This window comes from Streptomyces liangshanensis (assembly GCF_011694815.1).
Classification (GTDB): domain Bacteria; phylum Actinomycetota; class Actinomycetes; order Streptomycetales; family Streptomycetaceae; genus Streptomyces; species Streptomyces liangshanensis.
In genome coordinates, this window is sequence record NZ_CP050177.1 from 3,304,950 (window position 1) to 3,324,793 (window position 19,844).

At 73.3% G+C, this 19,844-nt stretch carries 17 protein-coding genes; 10 read left to right on the plus strand and 7 right to left on the minus strand.

The genetic code is table 11. The features are described 5' to 3' along the window. Positions 1-51 precede the first annotated feature (51 nt). The 4 genes from HA039_RS14205 to cbiE all read right to left on the minus strand — a co-directional run bounded on the left by HA039_RS14205 (position 52) and on the right by cbiE (position 4,196). Positions 52-867 (minus strand): cobalt-precorrin-6A reductase, encoded by an 816-nt coding sequence (locus HA039_RS14205; RefSeq protein ID WP_167029003.1) that lies wholly within the window; start codon positions 865-867, stop codon positions 52-54. Further along, entirely contained in the window at positions 864-2,003 is a 1,140-nt protein-coding gene (locus HA039_RS14210) for an FAD-dependent monooxygenase (RefSeq protein ID WP_167029007.1), read from the minus strand. The genes HA039_RS14205 and HA039_RS14210 overlap by 4 nt, the downstream gene beginning before the upstream one ends. 61 nt (positions 2,004-2,064) lie before the next feature. After that, on the minus strand, positions 2,065-2,874 hold the full coding sequence (cobM, locus tag HA039_RS14215; RefSeq protein WP_243869420.1) for a precorrin-4 C(11)-methyltransferase: 810 nt from the start codon (positions 2,872-2,874) through the stop codon (positions 2,065-2,067). Next, a complete protein-coding gene (gene cbiE, locus HA039_RS14220; RefSeq protein WP_167029010.1) occupies positions 2,871-4,196 on the minus strand; it encodes a precorrin-6y C5,15-methyltransferase (decarboxylating) subunit CbiE in 1,326 nt (441 codons plus the stop codon). The genes cobM and cbiE overlap by 4 nt, the downstream gene beginning before the upstream one ends. A gap of 215 nt (positions 4,197-4,411) precedes the next feature. Between cbiE and HA039_RS14225 the strand changes: the two genes are divergently transcribed. The 3 genes from HA039_RS14225 to HA039_RS14235 all read left to right on the plus strand — a co-directional run bounded on the left by HA039_RS14225 (position 4,412) and on the right by HA039_RS14235 (position 6,572). After that, positions 4,412-5,083: a histidine phosphatase family protein gene (locus HA039_RS14225; protein WP_167029013.1), complete on the plus strand. Its 672-nt coding sequence runs from the start codon at positions 4,412-4,414 to the stop codon at positions 5,081-5,083. A 78-nt stretch (positions 5,084-5,161) separates the two neighbouring features. Then, positions 5,162-5,704, plus strand: coding sequence for a GNAT family N-acetyltransferase (locus HA039_RS14230; RefSeq protein WP_167029016.1), 543 nt, complete (start codon positions 5,162-5,164; stop codon positions 5,702-5,704). A 130-nt stretch (positions 5,705-5,834) separates the two neighbouring features. Beyond that, positions 5,835-6,572 carry a Mut7-C RNAse domain-containing protein gene (locus tag HA039_RS14235; protein WP_167029019.1) on the plus strand — a complete coding sequence of 246 codons (738 nt, stop codon included), beginning with the start codon at positions 5,835-5,837 and terminating at the stop codon, positions 6,570-6,572. 75 nt (positions 6,573-6,647) lie between these two features. Here the strand turns inward: HA039_RS14235 and HA039_RS14240 are convergent, their stop codons facing one another. Further along, a complete protein-coding gene (locus HA039_RS14240; RefSeq protein WP_243869422.1) occupies positions 6,648-7,229 on the minus strand; it encodes a hypothetical protein in 582 nt (193 codons plus the stop codon). A gap of 191 nt (positions 7,230-7,420) precedes the next feature. On the opposite strand from HA039_RS14240, the gene HA039_RS14245 reads away from it, so the two are divergent. After that, entirely contained in the window at positions 7,421-8,197 is a 777-nt protein-coding gene (locus tag HA039_RS14245; protein ID WP_167029023.1) for an SDR family NAD(P)-dependent oxidoreductase, read from the plus strand. An 83-nt stretch (positions 8,198-8,280) separates the two neighbouring features. Here the strand turns inward: HA039_RS14245 and HA039_RS14250 are convergent, their stop codons facing one another. After that, positions 8,281-9,474, minus strand: a complete 1,194-nt coding sequence (locus tag HA039_RS14250; protein WP_167029026.1) for an RtcB family protein — start codon at positions 9,472-9,474, stop codon at positions 8,281-8,283. Positions 9,475-9,789: 315 nt separating this feature from the next. Between HA039_RS14250 and HA039_RS14255 the strand changes: the two genes are divergently transcribed. The 3 genes from HA039_RS14255 to HA039_RS14265 all read left to right on the plus strand — a co-directional run bounded on the left by HA039_RS14255 (position 9,790) and on the right by HA039_RS14265 (position 13,505). Beyond that, positions 9,790-10,659 carry a DUF3558 domain-containing protein gene (locus tag HA039_RS14255; protein WP_167029029.1) on the plus strand — a complete coding sequence of 290 codons (870 nt, stop codon included), beginning with the start codon at positions 9,790-9,792 and terminating at the stop codon, positions 10,657-10,659. A 215-nt stretch (positions 10,660-10,874) separates the two neighbouring features. Next, positions 10,875-11,675: a DUF3558 domain-containing protein gene (locus HA039_RS14260; RefSeq protein ID WP_167029032.1), complete on the plus strand. Its 801-nt coding sequence runs from the start codon at positions 10,875-10,877 to the stop codon at positions 11,673-11,675. A gap of 234 nt (positions 11,676-11,909) precedes the next feature. Then, on the plus strand, positions 11,910-13,505 hold the full coding sequence (locus tag HA039_RS14265) for a DUF2637 domain-containing protein (RefSeq protein ID WP_167029035.1): 1,596 nt from the start codon (positions 11,910-11,912) through the stop codon (positions 13,503-13,505). A 91-nt stretch (positions 13,506-13,596) separates the two neighbouring features. Here HA039_RS14265 and lysS read toward each other — a convergent pair whose 3' ends face one another. Further along, positions 13,597-15,354 carry a lysine--tRNA ligase gene (lysS, locus tag HA039_RS14270; RefSeq protein WP_243869424.1) on the minus strand — a complete coding sequence of 586 codons (1,758 nt, stop codon included), beginning with the start codon at positions 15,352-15,354 and terminating at the stop codon, positions 13,597-13,599. 136 nt (positions 15,355-15,490) lie between these two features. Here lysS and argS point away from each other — a divergent pair, with 136 nt between their 5' ends. The 3 genes from argS to HA039_RS14285 all read left to right on the plus strand — a co-directional run bounded on the left by argS (position 15,491) and on the right by HA039_RS14285 (position 19,812). After that, entirely contained in the window at positions 15,491-17,248 is a 1,758-nt protein-coding gene (argS, locus tag HA039_RS14275; protein ID WP_167029041.1) for an arginine--tRNA ligase, read from the plus strand. Between the two features lie 145 nt (positions 17,249-17,393). Then, complete coding sequence (locus tag HA039_RS14280) at positions 17,394-18,152, plus strand: serine/threonine protein kinase (protein ID WP_388338997.1); 759 nt, start codon at positions 17,394-17,396, stop codon at positions 18,150-18,152. A 40-nt stretch (positions 18,153-18,192) separates the two neighbouring features. Further along, a complete protein-coding gene (locus HA039_RS14285; RefSeq protein WP_167029044.1) occupies positions 18,193-19,812 on the plus strand; it encodes a serine/threonine-protein kinase in 1,620 nt (539 codons plus the stop codon). The last annotated feature ends 32 nt before the right edge of the window (positions 19,813-19,844 follow it).

Here is a 19,844-nt window from a genome sequence, read left to right on the forward strand (position 1 = left end):
GTAGTCACGCCGGAAAGCCCGCCAGGCGACCTGAGCGCGCCAGCCGGGCCGTCACGTGTGGACGTCCAGCCACGCCAGCGCCTCCGCGGGCGTGGCCGCCTCGGCCACCCCCTCCGGGACCGCCGGTCGGCGGACCACCACCACCGGGAGGCCGGCCTCGCGGGCGGCGGTGAGTTTGGGCGCGGTGGCCTCGCCGCCGCTGTCCTTCGTGACGACGGCGTCGATCGCGTACCGCCGGAGCACCTCGCGCTCGCCGTCGAGGGTGAACGGGCCGCGGTCCAGCAGGGTTTCCATGCGGGCGGGGTACGGCGGTTCCGGCGCGTCCACGGACCTGACCAGGAACCACGTCCCGTCGCCCCGCCCCGCGAACGCCGACAGGTCCGTCCGCCCCGTGGTGAGGAAGACGCGGCGCGCGCCCAGCGTGGTGAGCGCGTCCGCCGCCTCCTCCAGCGAGCCGACGCCGTGCCAGTCGTCCCCGTCCACGGAGGTCCAGGGGGGCCGCCGCAGGGCCAGCAGCGGTACGTGCGCGGAGGCGGCGGCGCGGGCCGCGTTGAAGCTGATCGTGCCGGCGAACGGATGCGTGGCGTCGACCAGCGCGGTCACCCGGTGCGCGCGCAACCAGTCGGCCAGCCCCTCGGGGCCACCGAACCCGCCGATCCGCACCTCGCCCGGCGGCAGCACCGGCCGCGCGACCCGGCCGGCTAGGGACGTGGTGACCCGCGTGCCGCCGCCGGGCCGGGCGGCGAGGGCCTCGGCGAGGCGGCGGGCTTCGGTGGTCCCGCCGAGGATCAGGAGGTGCGGCGGAGACGGTACGGGGCGTCCCGCGCCCGGCCCCGGTCCCGGGGGCGGTCCGGTGGGTGGCCTCATGCCTCGGCGTGCAGCGGGGCGTGGTTGGCCTTGAAGAGGCGCTCGCCGGCGACCCGGAGGGTGAGGTTCCGGAGCGGGGTGGGCAGGTTGCGGGCCTTGTCGCGGCGCTGGTTCTGGCTGAGCACCCAGCGCACGCGCTCGGCCCGCCGCGCCTGGTAGGCGGCCAGGACGGCCGCGAAGTCCGTACCGTCCGCCCCCTCCCCCGTACCCGCCCGCGCCGCCGCCTCGCCCAGCAGCTCCGCCAGGACGAGCACGTCCTCCAGCGCCATCGCCCCGCCCTGCGCCATGCTCGGCGAGCACGCGTGGGCCGCGTCGCCGACGAGCACCGCGTGGGGCCGCACCCAGTCCGTGTCGTCGATCTCCGACAGGGCCGCGAAGTACGCGTCGGCGCCCTGCTCCAGCAGGTACGGGACGGGCCCGGCGAAGTCGGCGAACAGCGCGCGCCAGTCACCCTCGGGGGCGACCGGCTCCGCGCTGTTGACGTCGGCGTAGCAGTAAAGGAGGCCGCCGCCCAGCGGGACGGTCAGGAACGTACGGCCCCCGCTTCCCAGCCGCGCCGTCCAGTCGGTGATCGGCGGGGCGGCCGGGTCCTCGCGCGCGACGAACCGCCAGCAGATCTGCCCCAGGAAGCGCGGCTCTGCCCCCTGGAACGCGGTGGCGCGCACCGCGGAACCGACCCCGTCCGCGCCCACGACCACGTCGTACGTCTCCGACGAACCGTCGGCGAAGGTGACCGTACCGCCGTCGTCCACGGACGCCACCCCCTTCCCCAGCCGCACCGAGGAGCCGCCGACCGCGGCGCGCAGGAGGTCGTGCAGGTCGGCGCGGCTGATGGCCAGGCAGCCGCCGACGTCGCCCCAGATGGCGCTGACGGGGAAGTCGGCCAGGGCGCGGCCCCGGTGGTCGAGCATCCGCTGCCGGGTGATCGGGTGGGCGCGGCGGGCCAGTTCCGTACCGAGTCCCAGGCGCTCCAGGGCGCGTACGGCGTTGGCCGGGAGGTACAGGCCGGCGCCGGTCGTCCGCCAGTCGGGGTCGCGTTCGACCACGTCGGCGTCGAGGCCTTGGTCGCGCAGGGCGCGGGCGAGGGCGAGGCCGGCGATCCCGGCGCCGACGACAAGTGTGCGGGGCTGCTTCATGACCACATCCTTAGGAGGAGCTCTTCCTCACCAGGCACACGGGGTGCGCGGGCGACCGGGTTCACCCACGACGCCCGGAGTCGTCGCCGTGCCCGTCCCCATCCCGGTGCCCGTCCCCGTGCCCGTCGTCGTCCCGGTCCCGTGCCGCCGAGTACAGGTGGCTGTCGCGGAACGTCTCCGCCGCCAGCGTCCGGCCCACCAGGATCACGGCGGTCCTGACGACCCCCGCCGCCTTCACCTGGCCGGCGATGTCGGCGAGGGTGCCGCGCAGGACCAGTTCGTCCGGCCGGCTGGCCATCGCGACCACGGCCGCCGGGCAGTCCGCCCCGTAGTGGGGCAGCAGTTCGTCCACGACGCGGTCGACGTACCGGGCGGCCAGGTGCAGCACCAGGAGCGCCCCGCTGCGTCCCAGGGTGGCCAGGTCCTCGCCCTCGGGCATCGGGGTGGCCCGCTGGGCGACGCGCGTGAGGATCACCGTCTGGCCGACCGTCGGCACGGTCAGCTCGCGCTTGAGCGCGGCGGCGGCCGCCGCGAACGCCGGGACGCCGGGCACCACCTCGTACGGCACGCCCGCCGCGTCCAGGCGCCGCATCTGTTCGGCGACCGCGCTGAAGACCGACGGGTCCCCGGAGTGCAGCCGGGCGACGTCGTGGCCCTCCGCGTGCGCGCGCACGAGTTCGGCCGTGATGCCGTCGAGGTCCATGCGGGCCGTGTCGACGAGGCGCGCGTCCGGCGGGCACGAGGCGAGCAGTTCGCGCGGGACGAGACTGCCCGCGTACAGGCACACCCGGCACTCCGCGAGGCGGCGGGCGCCGCGCACCGTGATCAGGTCGGCGGCGCCGGGCCCGGCGCCGATGAAGTACACGGTCAACGTTCTTCTCCCCACACGACGGATTCGGCGGACGCCGGTGATGCGGCGGACGCGGCGGGCGGCTCCCCGCGCCCGTCCTTGGTGACGGCCCACTGCGTGACCGGCATCGCCTGCCGCCAGCCCGTGAACCCTCCCACCGGCACGGCGTGCGCCACCGCCAGCCGGACCAGCTCGCCGCCGAAGCGCCCGTACCACCGCGCGAGCAGCGCCTCGGACTCCAGCGTCACGGTGTTCGCGACCAGCCGCCCGCCCACCGGGAGCGCGGCCCAGCAGGCGTCGAGCAGCCCCGGCGCGGTGAGGCCGCCGCCGACGAACACCGCGTCGGGCACCGGCAGTCCCGCGAGCGCGGCGGGCGCGGCGCCGGTCACGACGTCCAGGTCCGGCACGCCGAGCGCGCGCGCGTTGCGGCCGATGCGCTCGGCCCGTACCGGGTCACGTTCCACGGACACCGCCCGGCAGGAACGGTTCGTCCGCATCCACTCGACGGCGATCGACCCCGACCCGCCGCCGACATCCCACAGAAGCTCGCCGGGCGCGGGCGCCAGCGCGCCGAGGGTGGCGGCGCGGACATGCCGTTTGGTGAGCTGGCCGTCGTGTTCGTACACATGATCAGGAAGGCCTGGTACGGCTCCGACACGCGGCGTGCCCGCGTCCCTCAGGCACTCCACCGCGACGACGTTGAGCGGGTCGCCGGCCGGCCGCGCCCAGTCGTGCGCGGTGCCGGCGGTGTGGCGTTCCCGGTCGCCGCCGAGTTGTTCGAGGACGTGCATCCGGCTGGACCCGTACCCGCGGTCGCGGAGCAGCGCGGCGATCTCGGCGGGGGTGGCGGCGCCCGCGCTGAGGACCAGGATCCGGCGGCCGTCGTGGAGCGCGGCCGCCAGGCGCGCGGCGGGGCGGCCGACGAGGGTGACGACCTCGGTGTCCTCCACGGGCCAGCCGAGGCGGGCGCACGCGTACGACACCGACGAGGGGTGGGGCAGGATCCGCAGGGCCGCCGCCCCGGCCTCCTGGGAGAGGGCGCGGCCGATGCCGTAGAACATCGGGTCGCCGCTGGCCAGCACGGAGATCCGGCGTCCCGCGTGTGCGGCGAGCAGCCGGGGGACGGCGGGCCGCAGGGGCGAGGGCCAGGCCACCCGCTCGCCGGCGCACTCCTCGGGGAGGAGGTCCAACTGCCGGGGCCCGCCGATGAGTACGTCGGCGTCGCGCAGCGCGTCCTTGGACACGGCGGACAGCCCGTGCCAGCCGTCGGCGCCGATCCCGACCACGCACACGGGCGGCGCGGAGGGCTCCTGCGGCGTGGACGCGGGGGCTGCGGGGCTCACTACGGCACCTCTGAGCTGGGGGAAAGACCGAACTGGCACTCTAGCGAAGCGCCCCTCGGGGGCCACGGGCACCCTGCGCGGAGCACGGCGGGGGCACTGCGGGGGCACGGCGGTCCCCCCCCCCCCCCCCCCCCCCCCCCCCCCCCGCCGCCGGTGCGGGCGTCACGCGCGGGCCGTGCTGAACTGGGGCGACCCCAGGAAGAAGGCAGAGCCGTATGACCACCACCCGGGTACTGCTGATCGCACCGGCCCTGAGCACGGCACTGCGCGAGGCCCGCTTCGGCGAGGCCGAGGAAGCACCGCACGACCAGGACCCCACGGCCACCGGCACCGGCACCGGCACCGGCACCGGCGGGCTGGACCCGGTCGGCCTTCGTCAGGCCGAAGCGGTCCGCGAACCCTTCCCCCGCCCGTCGCGACTCCACATCTCCCCCACCCGCCGCTGCCACGCCACCGCCCGCGCCCTCGGTCTCACCACAGCCCCCGCCCCGGCCCCCGCCCCCTGCGCGATGGGCCGCTGGCAGGGCCGCACCCTGGACGACGTGGCCGCGGCGGAGCCGGAGTCGGTGGCGGCCTGGCTCTCGGACCCGGCCGCGGCCCCGCACGGCGGGGAGTCCCTGCTGACCCTGCTGACCCGCGTGGGCGACTGGCTGGACGCCCTCCCGGACGCGCCGTCGGGAAGCCCAACGCAGGACCCACACCGCAGCGGTCGCGTCCTCGCCGTGGCCGAACCGGACGTCGTCCGCGCCGCCGTCACCCACGCCCTCGGCGCACCCCCCGAGGCGTTCTGGCGGATCGACGTACGCCCCCTGTCCCTCGTCGAACTGAGCGGACGCGGCAGCCGCTGGAACCTGCTCGGCGGCCGCCCCCTGCACACCGAGACCTGATGGAACCGGCCCCTGACAGAAATGGCCCTGACCTGCACCGGAACCCCGTTGTCAGACCCGGGTCCTACAGTGCGGAACATGGACATCGAAGCATCGCCGGTACGGATCGCGCCCTGGTCGGAGGACGACCTCACGCTCCTCCACGCCGCGAACGCGCCGGAGTTGATGCGCCATCTCGGCGGCCCGGAGACCGACGAGGCGGTCGCCAAGCGGCACGCGCGCTACGTGGCGCTGAGCGCGGAGTCCATGGACAAGGGCCGGATGTTCCGCGTCGAGCTGATCCCGACGGGGGAGGCGGTCGGCACGATCGGCTTCTGGGAGCGGACCTGGCAGGGCGAGCAGGTGTACGAGACGGGCTGGGCGATCCTGCCCCCGTTCCAGGGCCGCGGCCTGGCGTCCGCCGCGACCAGGGCGGTGGTGGAGGCGGCGCGGGCCCGGAAGAGCCACCGCCACCTGCACGCGTTCCCGTCCGTGGACAACCCGGCGTCGAACGGCGTCTGCCGCAAGGCGGGCTTCCTCCTCCGGGGCGAGTGCGCCCTGGAGTACCCGGTGGGCCACGCCCCCATGCGCTGCAACGACTGGCGCCTGGACCTGGAGGCGCCCGGCATACCGTCGTCGTAGGAAGCGGAATCGAGGCGTCCGGGTGGCCGTGGCCGCTTTCCGGGGCCGTCCGCGTGGGGGCACCCGTACCCCTTACCCGTACGACCGCAATTGCCTGGCCCGATCACCGGCCCGATGACATCCTGACGGCGTGAACGGACCCGAGATCCAGCTCAGCGTCGCCCCTGAACTGCACGTGTTTGTCGCGTCCGCCCGGCGCGAGGGCGCCGTGGGCCTCGTCACCGACGGGGCGTCCACGCTGGGACACGTCGTCGAATCGCTCGGCATCCCGCTCACCGAGGCGGGCCCCGCGCTGGTCGACGGCCGGCCGGTGCCCTTCTCCCACATCCCCGCCGAGGGCGAGAGCGTGGAGGTACGGGGCGTGGCCCGGCCGCAGCGGGTGCCGGGCGCGCCCCTGCGGTTCCTGCTGGACGTCCACCTCGGCACCCTCGCCCGCCGGCTCCGGCTGCTCGGGATCGACGCGGCGTACGAGAGCGAGGACATCGGGGACCCGGCCCTGGCCACGCGCTCCGCCACCGAGCGGCGGGTGATGCTCTCGCGGGACCGCGGGCTGCTGCGGCGGCGCGAGATCTGGGCCGGGGCGTACATCTACAGCGACCGGCCCGACGACCAACTCCGCGACGTCCTGGAGCGCTTCGCGCCCACGCTCACGCCGTGGACGCGCTGCACCGCCTGCAACGGCGTGCTCGGCCCGGCCGACAAGGACGCCGTGCGGGAAGTGCTGGAGCGCGGCACGGAGCGTACGTACGACGTGTTCGCCCAGTGCGCGTCGTGCGAGCGCGTGTACTGGCGGGGCGCGCACCACACCCGGCTGGCGGCGATCGTCGAGGAGGCGGTCCGCGAGTTCGGTCACCACGCGGCGGCCTGACCGGGGGCGCCGCACGGCGAACGGCCGGCGTAGGGCGAACAACGGTCCGCGTACGGCGAACAGTCCGCGTACGCGTCAGAAGACGTACGGATCCCCGGTCGCCGGTGCCAGCACGCGGTGGCGGTTGTTCTCCGGGTTACGGTCGCTCGCGCCGCCGTTCCACGCCGTGTCGACGTCCACGACCACCTCGGCCGGCGTACCGAGCGTCCTGAGGTCGAGCGCGACGCCCCGCGCCCGTCCGCCCGCGCGCAGTTCGCCCGTACGGCACAGCACGGTCCTGTCCCCGCCCCACAGACAGGCGGGCGGCACCTCCTGGCCGGGCGCCAGCGGCACCGAGAAGTCCAGCCGCACCGTCGCGTCCGGCAGCCCCGACGGGCCGTGGTTCTCGGACCCGACCCAGACGTGCAACTGCCCGTCCCTCAACACCACCTGCCCGTGATGGGCCAGGTCGGCCTCGGGCGCGATCGGCGCGGGCGCGGCGGCCCCCGCCGTACCCGGCGCACCGGTCCCCGCCGTACGCGTACCCGTACCGGCACCCGTGTCCGTACCCGTACCCATATCAGGAGCCGGCGCGACCGCCGTACCGGAACCCGCACCCATCACCACCGCCGTGACGGCGGACACGACCACCAGGAGCGACCTACGCATGACACTCATGGCGCGAACATAATCATCATCACACCGCGATCCTGACCAACCGTCAGCCCGGCGCGCCCCCGGTCACCCGCGTGGCAGGCCGCCCCGCCCCACCGCGACCGCGGTCCCGCCCTGCCCCACCGCCCCCGGGAGGGCGCCCGGGGCCCGCCTATCCTGGGGTCCTGTCGCTCACACGCACGAAGGGTTACGCCATGACCGCCCCGGAGACCACCCGCACCGCCGTCATCACCGGAGCGAGCAGCGGCATCGGCGCCGCCACCGCGCGGCAGCTCGCCGCCGCCGGGTACCACGTGGTCGTCACGGCCCGCCGCAAGGACCGGATCGAGGCCCTCGCCGAGGAGCTCACCGCCGCCGGGCACCGCGCCACGGCCCACGCCCTGGACGTCACCGACCGCGCCGCCGTCGACGCCTTCGCCGCGGACCTCACCGCCCGGGGCCCGGTCGACGTACTCGTCAACAACGCCGGGGGCGCCCTCGGCGCCGACCCCGTGGCCACCGGCGACCCGGCGGAGTGGCGCCAGATGTTCGAGACGAACGTCCTCGGCACCCTCCACGTGACCCAGGCCCTCCTGCCCGCCCTCACCGCGACCGGCGACGGCACGGTGGTCGTCCTCTCCTCCACCGCCGGCCTCGCCACGTACGAGGGCGGCGCGGGCTACGTCGCCGCCAAGCACGGCGCGCACGTCCTCGCCGAGACACTCCGCCTGGAGATCGTCGGCACCCCGGTCCGGGTCATCGAGATCGCGCCGGGCATGGTCAGGACCGAGGGCTTCGCCACGACCCGCTTCCACGGCGACGAGGAAAGGGCGGCCAAGGTGTACGAGGGGGTCGCGGAACCCCTCACGGCGGACGACGTGGCCGACACGATCACCTGGGCCGTCACCCGCCCCAGCCACGTCAACATCGACCTCCTGGTGGTCCGCCCCCGCGCCCAGGCATCGAACCAGAAGGTCCACCGCGAACTGTGACGCAGGCGGGAAGCGACGGGAGCGGCGGCGGGGCACGTCCAGGACCGCCCGCGCGAACGGGTCGCGGCCCCGGCCGCACCCGCTCACCCCTTGACGCAGATGACCTGCTTCAACTTCGCGACGACCTCGACCAGGTCGCGCTGCTGCTCGATGACCTGCTCGATCGGCTTGTACGCCGAAGGGATCTCGTCCACCACACCGGAATCCTTGCGGCATTCCACGCCCCGCGTCTGGTCCTCCAGATCCCGGGTCGTGAATCGGCGCTTCGCCGCGTTCCGGCTCATCCGCCGGCCCGCGCCGTGCGACGCCGAATTGAACGCCTTCTCGTTCCCCAGCCCCTTCACGATGTACGAGCCGGTCCCCATCGACCCCGGAATGATGCCGAAGTCGCCGCTTCCCGCCCGGATCGCGCCCTTCCGCGTCACCAGAAGGTCCATTCCGTCGTAGCGCTCCTCGGACACGTAGTTGTGGTGGCAGGAAATGACCTCGCCGAAGGTCACGTTCGCCTTCCTGAATTCACGGCGTATCACGTCCTGCGAGAGCGACATCATGATCGCCCGGTTGTACTTCGCGTACTCCTGGGCCCAGAACAGATCGTTCCGGTACGCCGCCATCTGCGGCGTGTCGGCGATGAAGACCGCCAGGTCGCGGTCGACCAGGCCCTGGTTGTGCGGGAGCTGGTGGGCCTGTCCGATGTGATGGTCCGCCAGCTCCTTGCCGATGTTGCGGGAGCCCGAGTGCAACATGATCCAGACCGAATCGGACGTATCGATGCAAAGTTCCCAGAAGTGATTCCCCGCGCCCAGCGTCCCCATCTGCCTCACCGCCCGTTCCTGACGGAACTTGACCGCTTCCGCGATCCCCTCGAACCGGTCCCAGAACGCGTCGAACCGCGCCGCCGGGAATCCGTCCAGCCCGCCCGGGTCCACCGCGTCGTCGTGCATCCCGCGGCCCACCGGGATCGCCTGCTCGATCTTGCCGCGCAGCCGCGAGAGGTCGCCCGGCAGGTCGTTCGCCGTGAGGGACGTCTTCACCGCCGACATGCCGCAGCCGATGTCCACGCCCACCGCCGCCGGGCACACCGCGCCCTGCATCGCGATCACCGAACCGACCGTCGCGCCCTTGCCGTAGTGCACGTCCGGCATCACGGCCAGGCCCCTGATCCAGGGCAGCGTCGCGACGTTCCGCAACTGCTGCATCGCGACGTCCTCGACGCTCGTCGGGTCCGCCCACATGCGGATCGGGACGTTCTCGCCCGGTACCTCTACGTACGACATAATTCCTCGATCCCCCGAAAAGTCAGAAAGCGCAAAAACCGGAACCGCGGCAGTCAAAAGACCCACCCGACCAGCATCGACGGCGGCGCGTGCGATACACATTGTGTCCATCGACCGTCAGGCGGCGGCAAACTGTTTTCGTACGGCTCCCGCGCGCGACCACGTGCGGGAACCCGCGCGGGACGCCCGGGCAGAACAGCAGACCAGCAGACCAGCGGGACACCCGCCCAGCACCCGCCCCACAGCAAGCACCCCCTTCACAGCACCTCGTGCGGCAGCTCGTGCAGCACCTCGTACAGAACGGAGCCCGGGACCGTGCAGCGAAACGCGCGAAAGGCGTACGTACCCGGCCTGGTGGCGCTCCTCGTGGCGGTGGCCGCCGGCTGTACCGGCGCCGGGGACGGCGGCGGTTCCCCGACCGACCCCAAGCCGGGCGGCTCCACCCCAATCGCCTCGCCGGGCAAGTACCGCACGCTCCGCGAGCCCTGCGGGTCCGTGTCGCGCGCCACGCTCCAGGACCTGCTGCCCACCACGCCGGGCCTCGCCGAGGAGCAGTTGGAGAAGATCTACCGCGGCACGTCCGCCGTGACGTACGACACGGACCGCCGCGTCGGGTGCAGTTGGAAGGCCGACTCCCCGGACGCCTCCCACCAGCTGGTCATCGACGTCGAGCGGGTGGTGTCGTACGACCCCGCCGTGAGCGACGACGACCGCGCGCAGGAGGTCTACTCGCGCAAGGAGGAGGCGGCGGAGCTGCCCGCTCCCGGCGGCACGGGCTCCCCGTCCCCGGAGGGGTCCTCCTCGGGCGGCGCCTCGCCGTCCGCGGGGTCGACCGCCTCCGGCGCGACCACCCAGACGGTCTCCCCGTCGGCCACCACCACGCCCACCGCCGGCTCCACCGGCCCGTCCGGGACCCCGGGCGCGCCCGACGCGACCACCGAGGGACTGGAACCGCGGGTCCTGGACGGTCTCGGCGACGCGGCGTTCCTCGACGACGTCGTCGCCCGCTCCGGGGCGGCCGCGCGGAACCGTACCGTCAGCGTGGTGTTCCGCACATCGAACGTCATCGTGACCGTCCAGTACACCGAGCAGCCGGCCCGCCCCACCGACGTCCCCGACAGCGCGCAACTCCAGGAAAAGGCACGTGGCCTGGCCCGGAGGCTGGCCGACCAGATGAACGAGTAGCGGGTCCCGGGGCCGCCGGCCGGGCCGCGCGGGTGACGGATGTCCTCCCGGTGCGGGGGCCACGGACACGGCGCGGCGGTTAACGTGGCCGATCGGACCGTACGACCGGCGGACCGTACGACCGACCGACGGTCCGTACGGACCGTACGGAACGCACGACCGACCGACGGACCACCCGACCGACCCTGGCCGCCCCAAGGAACACTGAAGGAACCATGCGCCGATCAGCCTCGCGACTCACCCGCATACTCGCCTGCGCCGCCGTCCCGGTGATGCTCGTCGTCGCCGGCTGCTCGTCCGGCTCCGACGACAAGAGCGACGCGGACACCTCCAGCGCCCCCGCGCCGAAGGCGTCCGCCACGGTCGCGCCGGCGAAGTACAGCACCCTGCCGGACTCGTGCGACACGATCAGCCGCGCCACGGTCGACTCGCTGGTGCCGAAGGCGAAGGTCAAGAGCGGTACGGCGGGCAAGTCGAGCGACATCGCGGCGCGGAGCAGCTGCTCCTGGAACGGCCTGGAGGACAAGGGCGTCAAGGGGTCGCAGTACCGCTGGCTGGACGTCTCCCTGATGCGGTACGACTCCGACGTCACGCTCGGCACGGGTGACAAGCGCGCCGCCGCGCAGTTCACCAAGGAGGTCGCGGCGTCGTCGTCCACGGACGGTGCCGAGTCGGTCAAGGCGGCCCCGTCGACCGATGTCGGCGACCAGGCGACGGTGATCACGTACACGCTGAAGAAGACGGGCGTGAACTTCGGGTACGTCACGGTCGTGGCGCGCACGGAGAACGTCGTCATCACGCTCACGTACAACGGCGCGGGCTACGCGGGCGCGAAGTCCCCGGGCAGCGCGGACCTGACGAAGGACGCGGTGTCGGCGGCCCAGGGTGTGGTGACGGAGGTCGCCACGGCGGGTACGGGGCAGTCGTCGGACTCCGGTTCCGCGGATGGCGGTTCGCCGTCGGAGAAGTCCTCCCCCTCGGGCAAGTCCTCCCCGTCGGCGAGCGCGAAGTCCTGAGGCGGCGCGCCGCCTAAAACGGTTTGACATCGTTTCGCGGTCGCTCCGCGCCGTTATCTCCCCATTTCCGTGGAGCCCGGCCCTTACCGGACGGCCAGGCTCCACGCCACGCGCCACGCCGTCCGCACACATGTGCCAGGCTGTGCCCCGCCAGACGTCGAAGTCCCCGCGCGGTCCGTGTGACCGCCGCCGGGGGCGGCAAGCCACGGGGCCGAGTTCGGGAGGGGATCGCGGGTGGCCGCGATGCAGCTGACACGCACGCACCGGATACTCATCGGGGTGGTCGTCGCCGGAGCGGTCGTCATCGCCGCGATCGGTTTCGCGGGGTCGTACGCCGCCGTGCGCGAACTCGCCGAGGAGAAGGGCTTCGGGAAGTTCTCGCTGGTCTTCCCGATCGGCATCGACGCGGGCATCTGCGTCCTGCTCTCGCTCGACCTGCTCCTCACGTGGATCCGCATCCCCTTCCCGCTGCTGCGCCAGGCGGCCTGGATCCTGACCGCGGCCACCATCGCCTTCAACGGCGCCGCGGCCTGGCCCGACCCGCTGGGTGTCGGGATGCACGCGGTGATCCCGCTGCTGTTCATCGTCGCCGTCGAGGCGGCGCGGCACGCGGTCGGCCGGATCGCCGACATCACGGCCGACAAGCACATGGAGGGCGTGCGGCTGACCCGCTGGCTGCTTTCCCCCATACCGACGTTCATGCTGTGGCGCCGGATGAAGCTGTGGGAGCTGCGTTCGTACGAGCAGGTCATCAAGCTCGAACAGGACCGGCTCATCTACCAGTCGCGTCTCCAGGCGCGGTTCGGCCGCGGGTGGAAGCGCAAGGCGCCGATCGAGTCGCTGATGCCGCTGCGGCTGGCGAAGTACGGTGTGCCGCTCGCGGACACCGCGCCGGCGGGCCTGGCGGCGGCCGGGATCGAGCCGATGCTGCTGCCGCCCGCGCCCCGGCCGGCGGAACTCCCGCAGGGGCAGGGCGAGCCGGCCGCGGACGTGGTGCAGGCCGGACCGCCGCAGGCGCAACTCCCGCCCCAGGCACAGCTGCCCGGCCAGGCGCAGCTTCCGGGTCAGGTCCAGGCCCAACCCCAGCCCCAGCCCCAACCCCAGACGCAGCAGCAGACCCAGCCTCAGGCCCCGCTCCAGCCGCAGGCCCAACTCCCGAACCAGGCGCAGGGCCAGACCCCGCCGCAGGTCCAGGCCCAGGCCCAGCAGCAGCCCCACCCGCAACACCCCCAGCAGCCCCAGCAGCAGCCGCAGCACCCCCAGCAAGCCAACCCCCAGGAGCCGCAAGGCCCGCAGGAGCACCCCGAGGCCATCGCCGCCCAGGCGGAGCAGGCCGAGCAGGCGGCCGCCCCGGTCAGCCCGTGGTTCGCGGCGCCGCTGGTCCCGGACGGCCCGTACGAGGGGTCGTACAACCCGGCGTACGCGGACGAGCCCGAGTCCCCCCAGGTGATGATCCCGTCGGGTCCCGGCCGCAGCCGCCCGCTCGGCGGCGTACCGGGCCAACCGCTCGGCTCCGGCGCCCCGTTCGTACCGGACCCGGCCACGGACGACCTGCCCGACGCGATGGTCCAGGAGCAGCACGAGGAGCAGCCCGCTCCCACCCTGCCCGAGGGCATGTCCCGCGAGGAGGCGTACTTCGCGGCCTTCCGGCGGTACGTCAGGGAGAACGAGCACATGCCCAACCCCAGGCAGTTCTCGCTCTACTTGATGGACCTGTACGGGGTCCAGGGGCGCAACGGCGGCCCGCTCAACGAGGGTTCGCTGAAGAAGTACCTGAACGAGTTCCCGCACCGCTACGAGGAAGAGTTCGACGCGGAGCACATCGCCTGACCCGCCGTCGTGCGGCAGCCCGATGAGCGAAAAGAAGGGGGCCCTGCCCGGCGGATCGCATCCGCCGGGCAGGGCCCCCTCCCCACGCGCCTCAGGCGCCGAGCAGCCTCCGCACCCGGTCCGCCCCCACCGCGAGCAGCAGCGTGGGCAGCCGCGGCCCGGTGTCGCGCCCGACCAGCAGCCGGTACAGCAGCGCGAAGAACGTGCGCTGCGCGACCTTCAGCTCCGGCGTCGGCTTCGCGTCGGCCTCCAGGCCCGCGAGGACCTTCGGCACGCCGTACACGAGGGTTGTCAGCCCGTCCAGCGACCAGTGGCTGTCCAGCCCGGCCAGCAGCAGCCGCAGCGACTCGGCGGACTGCTCGTCCAGCGAGCCCAGCAGCTCCTTGTCCGGCTCGTCGCGCACGACGGTCCGCGCCTCGGCCGGCACCTGGGTGGTGATCCAGTTCTCCGCGCGGTCCAGCCGGGGCCGTACCTCGTCCAGCGAGGCCAGCGGCCGGTCCGGGTCCAGCTCGCTGAGGATCCGGACGGTCTGCTCCTCGGCGCCCGCCGTGATGTCCACGACGGAGGCGAGGGTGCGGTACGGCAGCGGCCTCGCCGTCCTCGGCAGCTCCCCGGCCGCCGTGCCCGTGGCGCGCCCGTACGCGGCGGCGTCGGCGGGCAGCACGGAACCGTCGGCGACCTTGCGCTCCAGGGCGTCCCACTCGTCGTACAGCCGCTGGATCTCCTGGTCGAAGGCGATCTTGAAGGACTGGTTGGGGCGGCGGCGCGCGTACAGCCAGCGCAGCAGCGGGGCCTCCATGATCTTCAGGGCGTCGGCCGGGGTCGGCACCCCGCCCTTGCTGGACGACATCTTCGCCATCCCCGAGATGCCCACGAAGGCGTACATCGGGCCGATCGGCTGGACGCCGTCGAAGATCTCGCGCACGATCTGGCCGCCGACGACGAAGGACGAGCCGGGCGAGGAGTGGTCGACGCCCGAGGGTTCGAAGATCACGCCCTCGTACGCCCAGCGCATCGGCCAGTCGACCTTCCAGACGAGCTTGCCGCGGTTGAACTCGCTGAGCAGGACCGTCTCGGAGAAGCCGCACGCGGTGCAGGTGTACGTCAGCTCGGTCGTGTCGTCGTCGTAGGCGGTGACGGTGGTCAGGTCCTTGCCGCAGCCGCCGCAGTACGGCTTGTACGGGAAGTAGCCGGCGGACCCGCCGCTGCCGTCGTCCTCCTCCGCCGCGCCGGAGCCCTCGGCGGCCTCCAGCTCGCCGTCCTCGGGCTTCTTCTGCTGCTGCTTGGCGGAAGTCTTCGCGGTCCCGTCCCCGGCCGCCTTGTCCTTCGTCCGGTACCGGCCGAGGATCGCGTCGATGTCGGCGCGGTGCCGCATCGCGTGCAGGATCTGGTCGCGGTACGTCCCGGCCGTGTACTGCTCGGTCTGGCTGATCCCGTCGTACTCGATGCCCAGCTCGGCGAGCGAGCCGATCAGGGCGGCCTTGAAGTGCTCGGCCCAGTTCGGGTACTCGGAACCGGCGGGGGCGGGCACCGAGGTCAGCGGCCTGCCGATGTGCTCGGCCCAGGACGCGTCGATGCCCGGGACGCCGTTCGGCACCTTGCGGTAGCGGTCGTAGTCGTCCCAGGAGATCAGGTGCCTGACCTCGTACCCCCGGCGGCGGATCTCGTCCGCGACCAGGTGCGGGGTCATGACCTCGCGGAGATTGCCCAGGTGGACGGGGCCCGAGGGGGAGATTCCGGACGCGACGACGACGGGTTTCCCAGGCGCACGCCGCTCCGACTCGGCGATGACGTCGTCCGCGAAACGGGAGACCCAGTCGGCCTCGGTGCTCTGAGCCACGATCGGCACGTCCTTCTTTCGGCTACGCCCCATAAAAACCGGCGACGGCCATTGTCCCAGGTCCCCGCGACAGAGCGAAAACCGATTGATCGCCCATGGGATACTTGGGACGACTCCCCGTACCCGACAGGAACGGCTCCCCGCCATGGCCCCGGTCACTTCCCTCGCCTCGACCGTCGATCAGCGCATCGCGGACGCTCTCTCGGCAGCTCTGCCGGAGGCCGGCTCCGCCGATCCGCTGCTGCGTCGAAGCGACCGGGCGGACTTCCAGGCCAACGGCATCCTGGCGCTCGCGAAGAAGCTCAAGGGCAACCCGCGGGAGCTGGCGGGCCAGGTCGTCGCCGCGCTCGCGGACAACGACGTGATCAAGGAGATCGAGGTCTCCGGCCCCGGCTTCCTCAACATCACGCTCACCGACCGGGCGATCGTCGGGACGCTGGCCGCGCGGGCCGCCGACGACCGGCTCGGCGTGCCCTTCGCGGCCCACCCGGGCACGACGGTGATCGACTACGCGCAGCCGAACGTGGCCAAGGAGATGCACGTCGGCCACCTCAGGTCGGCCGTGATCGGCGCCGCGATGGTGGAGATCCTGGAGTTCACCGGCGAGAAGGTGGTCCGGCGCCATCACATCGGCGACTGGGGCACCCAGTTCGGCATGCTCATCCAGTACTTGACCGAGCACCCGCACGAACTGGACCACCAGGGCGGTGACATCGACGGCGAGACGGCGATGTCGAACCTGAACCGGCTCTACAAGGCGTCCCGGGCGCTCTTCGACTCCGACGAGGAGTTCAAGGCCCGGTCCCGGGACCGGGTGGTGGCGCTCCAGGCCGGTGACAAGGAGACGCTCGCCCTCTGGCAGAAGTTCGTGGACGAGTCGAAGATCTACTTCTACTCGGTCTTCGACAAGCTCGACATGGAGATCCACGACCCCGACGTCGTGGGCGAGTCGGGCTACAACGACATGCTGGAGGAGACCTGCCGGATCCTGGAGGAGACCGGGGTCGCGGTCCGCTCCGAGGGCGCGCTGTGCGTGTTCTTCGACGACGTGCTGGGCCCGGACGGCAACCAGGTCCCGCTGATCGTCAAGAAGTCGAACGGCGGGTACGGGTACGCCGCCACGGACCTCTCGGCGATCCGGGACCGGGTGGGCCGGCTGGACGCGACGACCCTGCTGTACGTGGTCGACGCCCGGCAGGCGCTGCACTTCAGGATGGTCTTCGAGACCGCGCGGCGGGCCGGCTGGCTGGGCGAGGGCACGAAGGCCGTCCAGCTCGCGTTCGGCACGGTGCTCGGCAAGGACGGCAAGCCGTTCAAGACGCGTGAGGGCGAGACCGTACGGCTGGAGGACCTGCTCGACGAGGCCGTCGAGCGGGCGACCGCGGTGGTACGGGAGAAGGCGCGCGACCTGACGGAGCAGGAGATCGCCGAGCGGGGCGGGCAGGTGGGCATCGGCGCGGTGAAGTACGCGGACCTGTCCACGTCGGCCGTCCGGGACTACAAGTTCGACCTCGACCAGATGGTCTCGCTCAACGGCGACACCTCCGTGTACATCCAGTACGCGTACGCTCGGATCCAGTCGATCGTCCGCAAGGCCGGGGATGTCCGCCCCGCCCCGCACGCGGAGGTCGAACTGGCCCCGGCGGAGCGGGCGTTGGGACTGCACCTGGACCGGTTCGGCGAGGCACTCGCCGAGGTGGCGGCCGCCTACGAGCCGCACAAGCTCGCCGCGTACCTCTACCAACTGGCCTCGCTGTTCACGACGTTCTACGACCAGTGCCCGGTCCTCAAGGCGGAGTCGCCGGCCCTGGTGGAGAACCGCCTGTTCCTCTGCGACCTCACGGCCCGGACCCTGAAGCAGGGCCTGGCCCTGCTCGGCATCCGGTCGCCCGAGCGTCTTTGAGAACCCGAGCGTCTTTGAGAAGTCACCCGGACGGGGTGCCCGGGACCGGGCACCCCGGACAGCCGGCCGCAATATCCTGGTCGGTACGCGCGTTGGCGAACAGGGGACGCACCACGACGGTGTGACGCCGAGGCTGGGGGCCGAAGTGACCACGGTGACCGTGCAGTTGCCCGACCCGGGAGCGCCGCGCCCGGACGATCCCCCGCCGCGCCCGAGGCTGCTGCACCTGGGCCCGGGCCAGAGCGCGGACTTCGGCCGCGGAGCGCCGCGCGACCCGGTGGCCGTACCGCTGCGGGACCCCGGGGTGTCGCGCAGGGCCGGGCTGATCACGGCGGCGGAGGACTACTGGCGGCTGTCCAACTTCAGCCGTACGAGCACGTATGTCGTGGAGAACCTGGAAGGCGCCGGGGAGTACGTGAAGGTCCCGCCGGGGCGGCTCGGCGCCCCCGTACCGTTCGAGTTCTCCCGGGTGGTCCTGCCGTCGGCGGCGGGCTCCGCGCACTTCAAGGTCTTCGCGCCGCAGCACACGTATCTGACCGGTGAACCGGGGCCCGACCAGGGCGAGCCCACGACCAGCCCGTTCTCCCTCGACCCGACGTCCAAGTACTTCCTGGTGCTGCTGGCGCTGTGCGAGCCCCGGCTGCGTTCGCCGTCGAGCGCGGCCGTGCCCGGGGTCGGGGACGTGGTCGAACGGCTGCGCCCGCTGGAGTCGTGCCGGGACCTCACGCGGTCGGCGGCCAACTACCACATCGACTATCTCGCGTCGGCGAAACTGCGCCTGCGCGACGGCGGCGGGGACGCGGAGCCGGGCGGGAAGCGGGAGGCCCTGGTGGCGTTCGCGGTCCGCTTCGACCTCGTCCGCGAGGAGCACCTCGGCCTGCTTCCCCCACGGAGCAGGCACTGACCGGGACGAAGCAGGCACTGACCCGAAAGGCCCCACGCGAATGGATCAGCGCACAAGACCGCCGCTCGACCTGCCCGCGGGATACCGCGTCGGCGACTGGACCCTGACCGGGCTGATCGGGTCCGGCGGGTGGGGCAGCGTGTACGGCGCGCGGCGCACGGACGACAGCCCGTCGGACGGTCCGGCGGACCACCCGGCCGGCGACCGTCCCGCAGCCGTGAAGTTCCTCCGTACCGACGTGCTGACCCCCGGCCAGCGGACCTCGATGGACGAGCTGATCCACCGGGAGATCCGGTTCAGCCAGGAGGCCGACCACCCGCATCTGGTACGGACCCACGCGGCGATCACGGTCAGCGACCCGGACGGCGCGGGCGGCCCCGGTCTCGACGGGGCGATCGCCCTGGTGATGGACCGGGCCGACCGCAGCCTCCAGGACGTGTTCACGGCCGCGGAGCCCGGCACCCCGCTGCCGGACGCCCCGGCCGTCCTGCGCGGCGTCGCGTCCGGGCTCGCCCACATGCACGGCGGCGGCTGGGTGCACGGCGACCTCAAGCCGGCCAACATCCTGCTGACGGACCGCGGGAACGTATGGCTCGCCGACTTCGGCCTCACGGCCGAACTGGACGGCACCCACGCCTACATGCCGCCGCTGGGCTCGCTCGACCACGTACCGCCGGAGTGGTGGACGGAGCGGACCGGCGAGCGCGGCACGCTCGTCCGGCCGACGGCGGACCTCTGGGCGTTCGGCGTCCTCGCCCACCAGGTCTTCACCAGCGGACTGCACCCGTTCGTCGGCGGTACGGCCAGGGCCCGCGCGCTGGCCGCCCAGGCGTACGCGTCGGGGGCGGCGCCGCTGCGGCTGGACGAGCGGGTGCCCGAGCGGTGGCGGGAGCTGATCACCGAGTGCCTGGCGCCCGACCACGCGGCGCGGGCCGCGCTGACGGCGGAGGGGCTCGCCGCGCGGGTGGAGGCGCTGTGCGCGGTCCCGCGGCCGGGGCGGCTGCGGCGCCCGGCGGTGCTGCTGGCGGCGGCCGTGGCGCTGGTGACGGCGGTGGCGGCCGGGGTGGTCATGGCCGGGGACGACACGGACGAGTCGGGCGGTCCCGGCGCCTCGGTGAGCGGGGCGGGAGCGGGGGCGACGGCGTCCGAGGCGGCGTCGACCGGGGACGCGGCGCCGGGCGGCCCCGCCGACGCGCTGCCCGGCGCCATCCCGGCGGACTCCGACGTCCCGGCCGGGCTGCGGGGCATCATCACGCAGGCCGCGCAGCGGTGCACGCAGGAGAACATCACGCCCGCGCTGATCGCCGCGATGATCAAGGCGGAGAGCGGCTTCGACCCGGCGGCGGAACACCCCTCCTCCGACGAGTACGGCATCGCCATGTGGACCCCGACGGTCTTCAACGCGTGGGCGGTGGACGGGGACCGGGACGGCGACAAGGACTACATGTCACCGCCGGACGCGATCCCCAGCATGGCCGTGTACGTGTGCTGGCTGGGCCAGCGCTTCACGGCGGAGGGGCTGACGAAGAACATGCCGGCCCTCGTGGCGGCCGGGTACCGGACGAGCGACAAGGCGGTCGTCGACGCCCGGGGCGTACCTCCGCGCGTACAACCGCATGTGGACGAGGTCCTGCGGTACTTGGCGGAGTACACGAGGTGACCACCGCCCGCCGCCGGTCCTGACATCTGTCA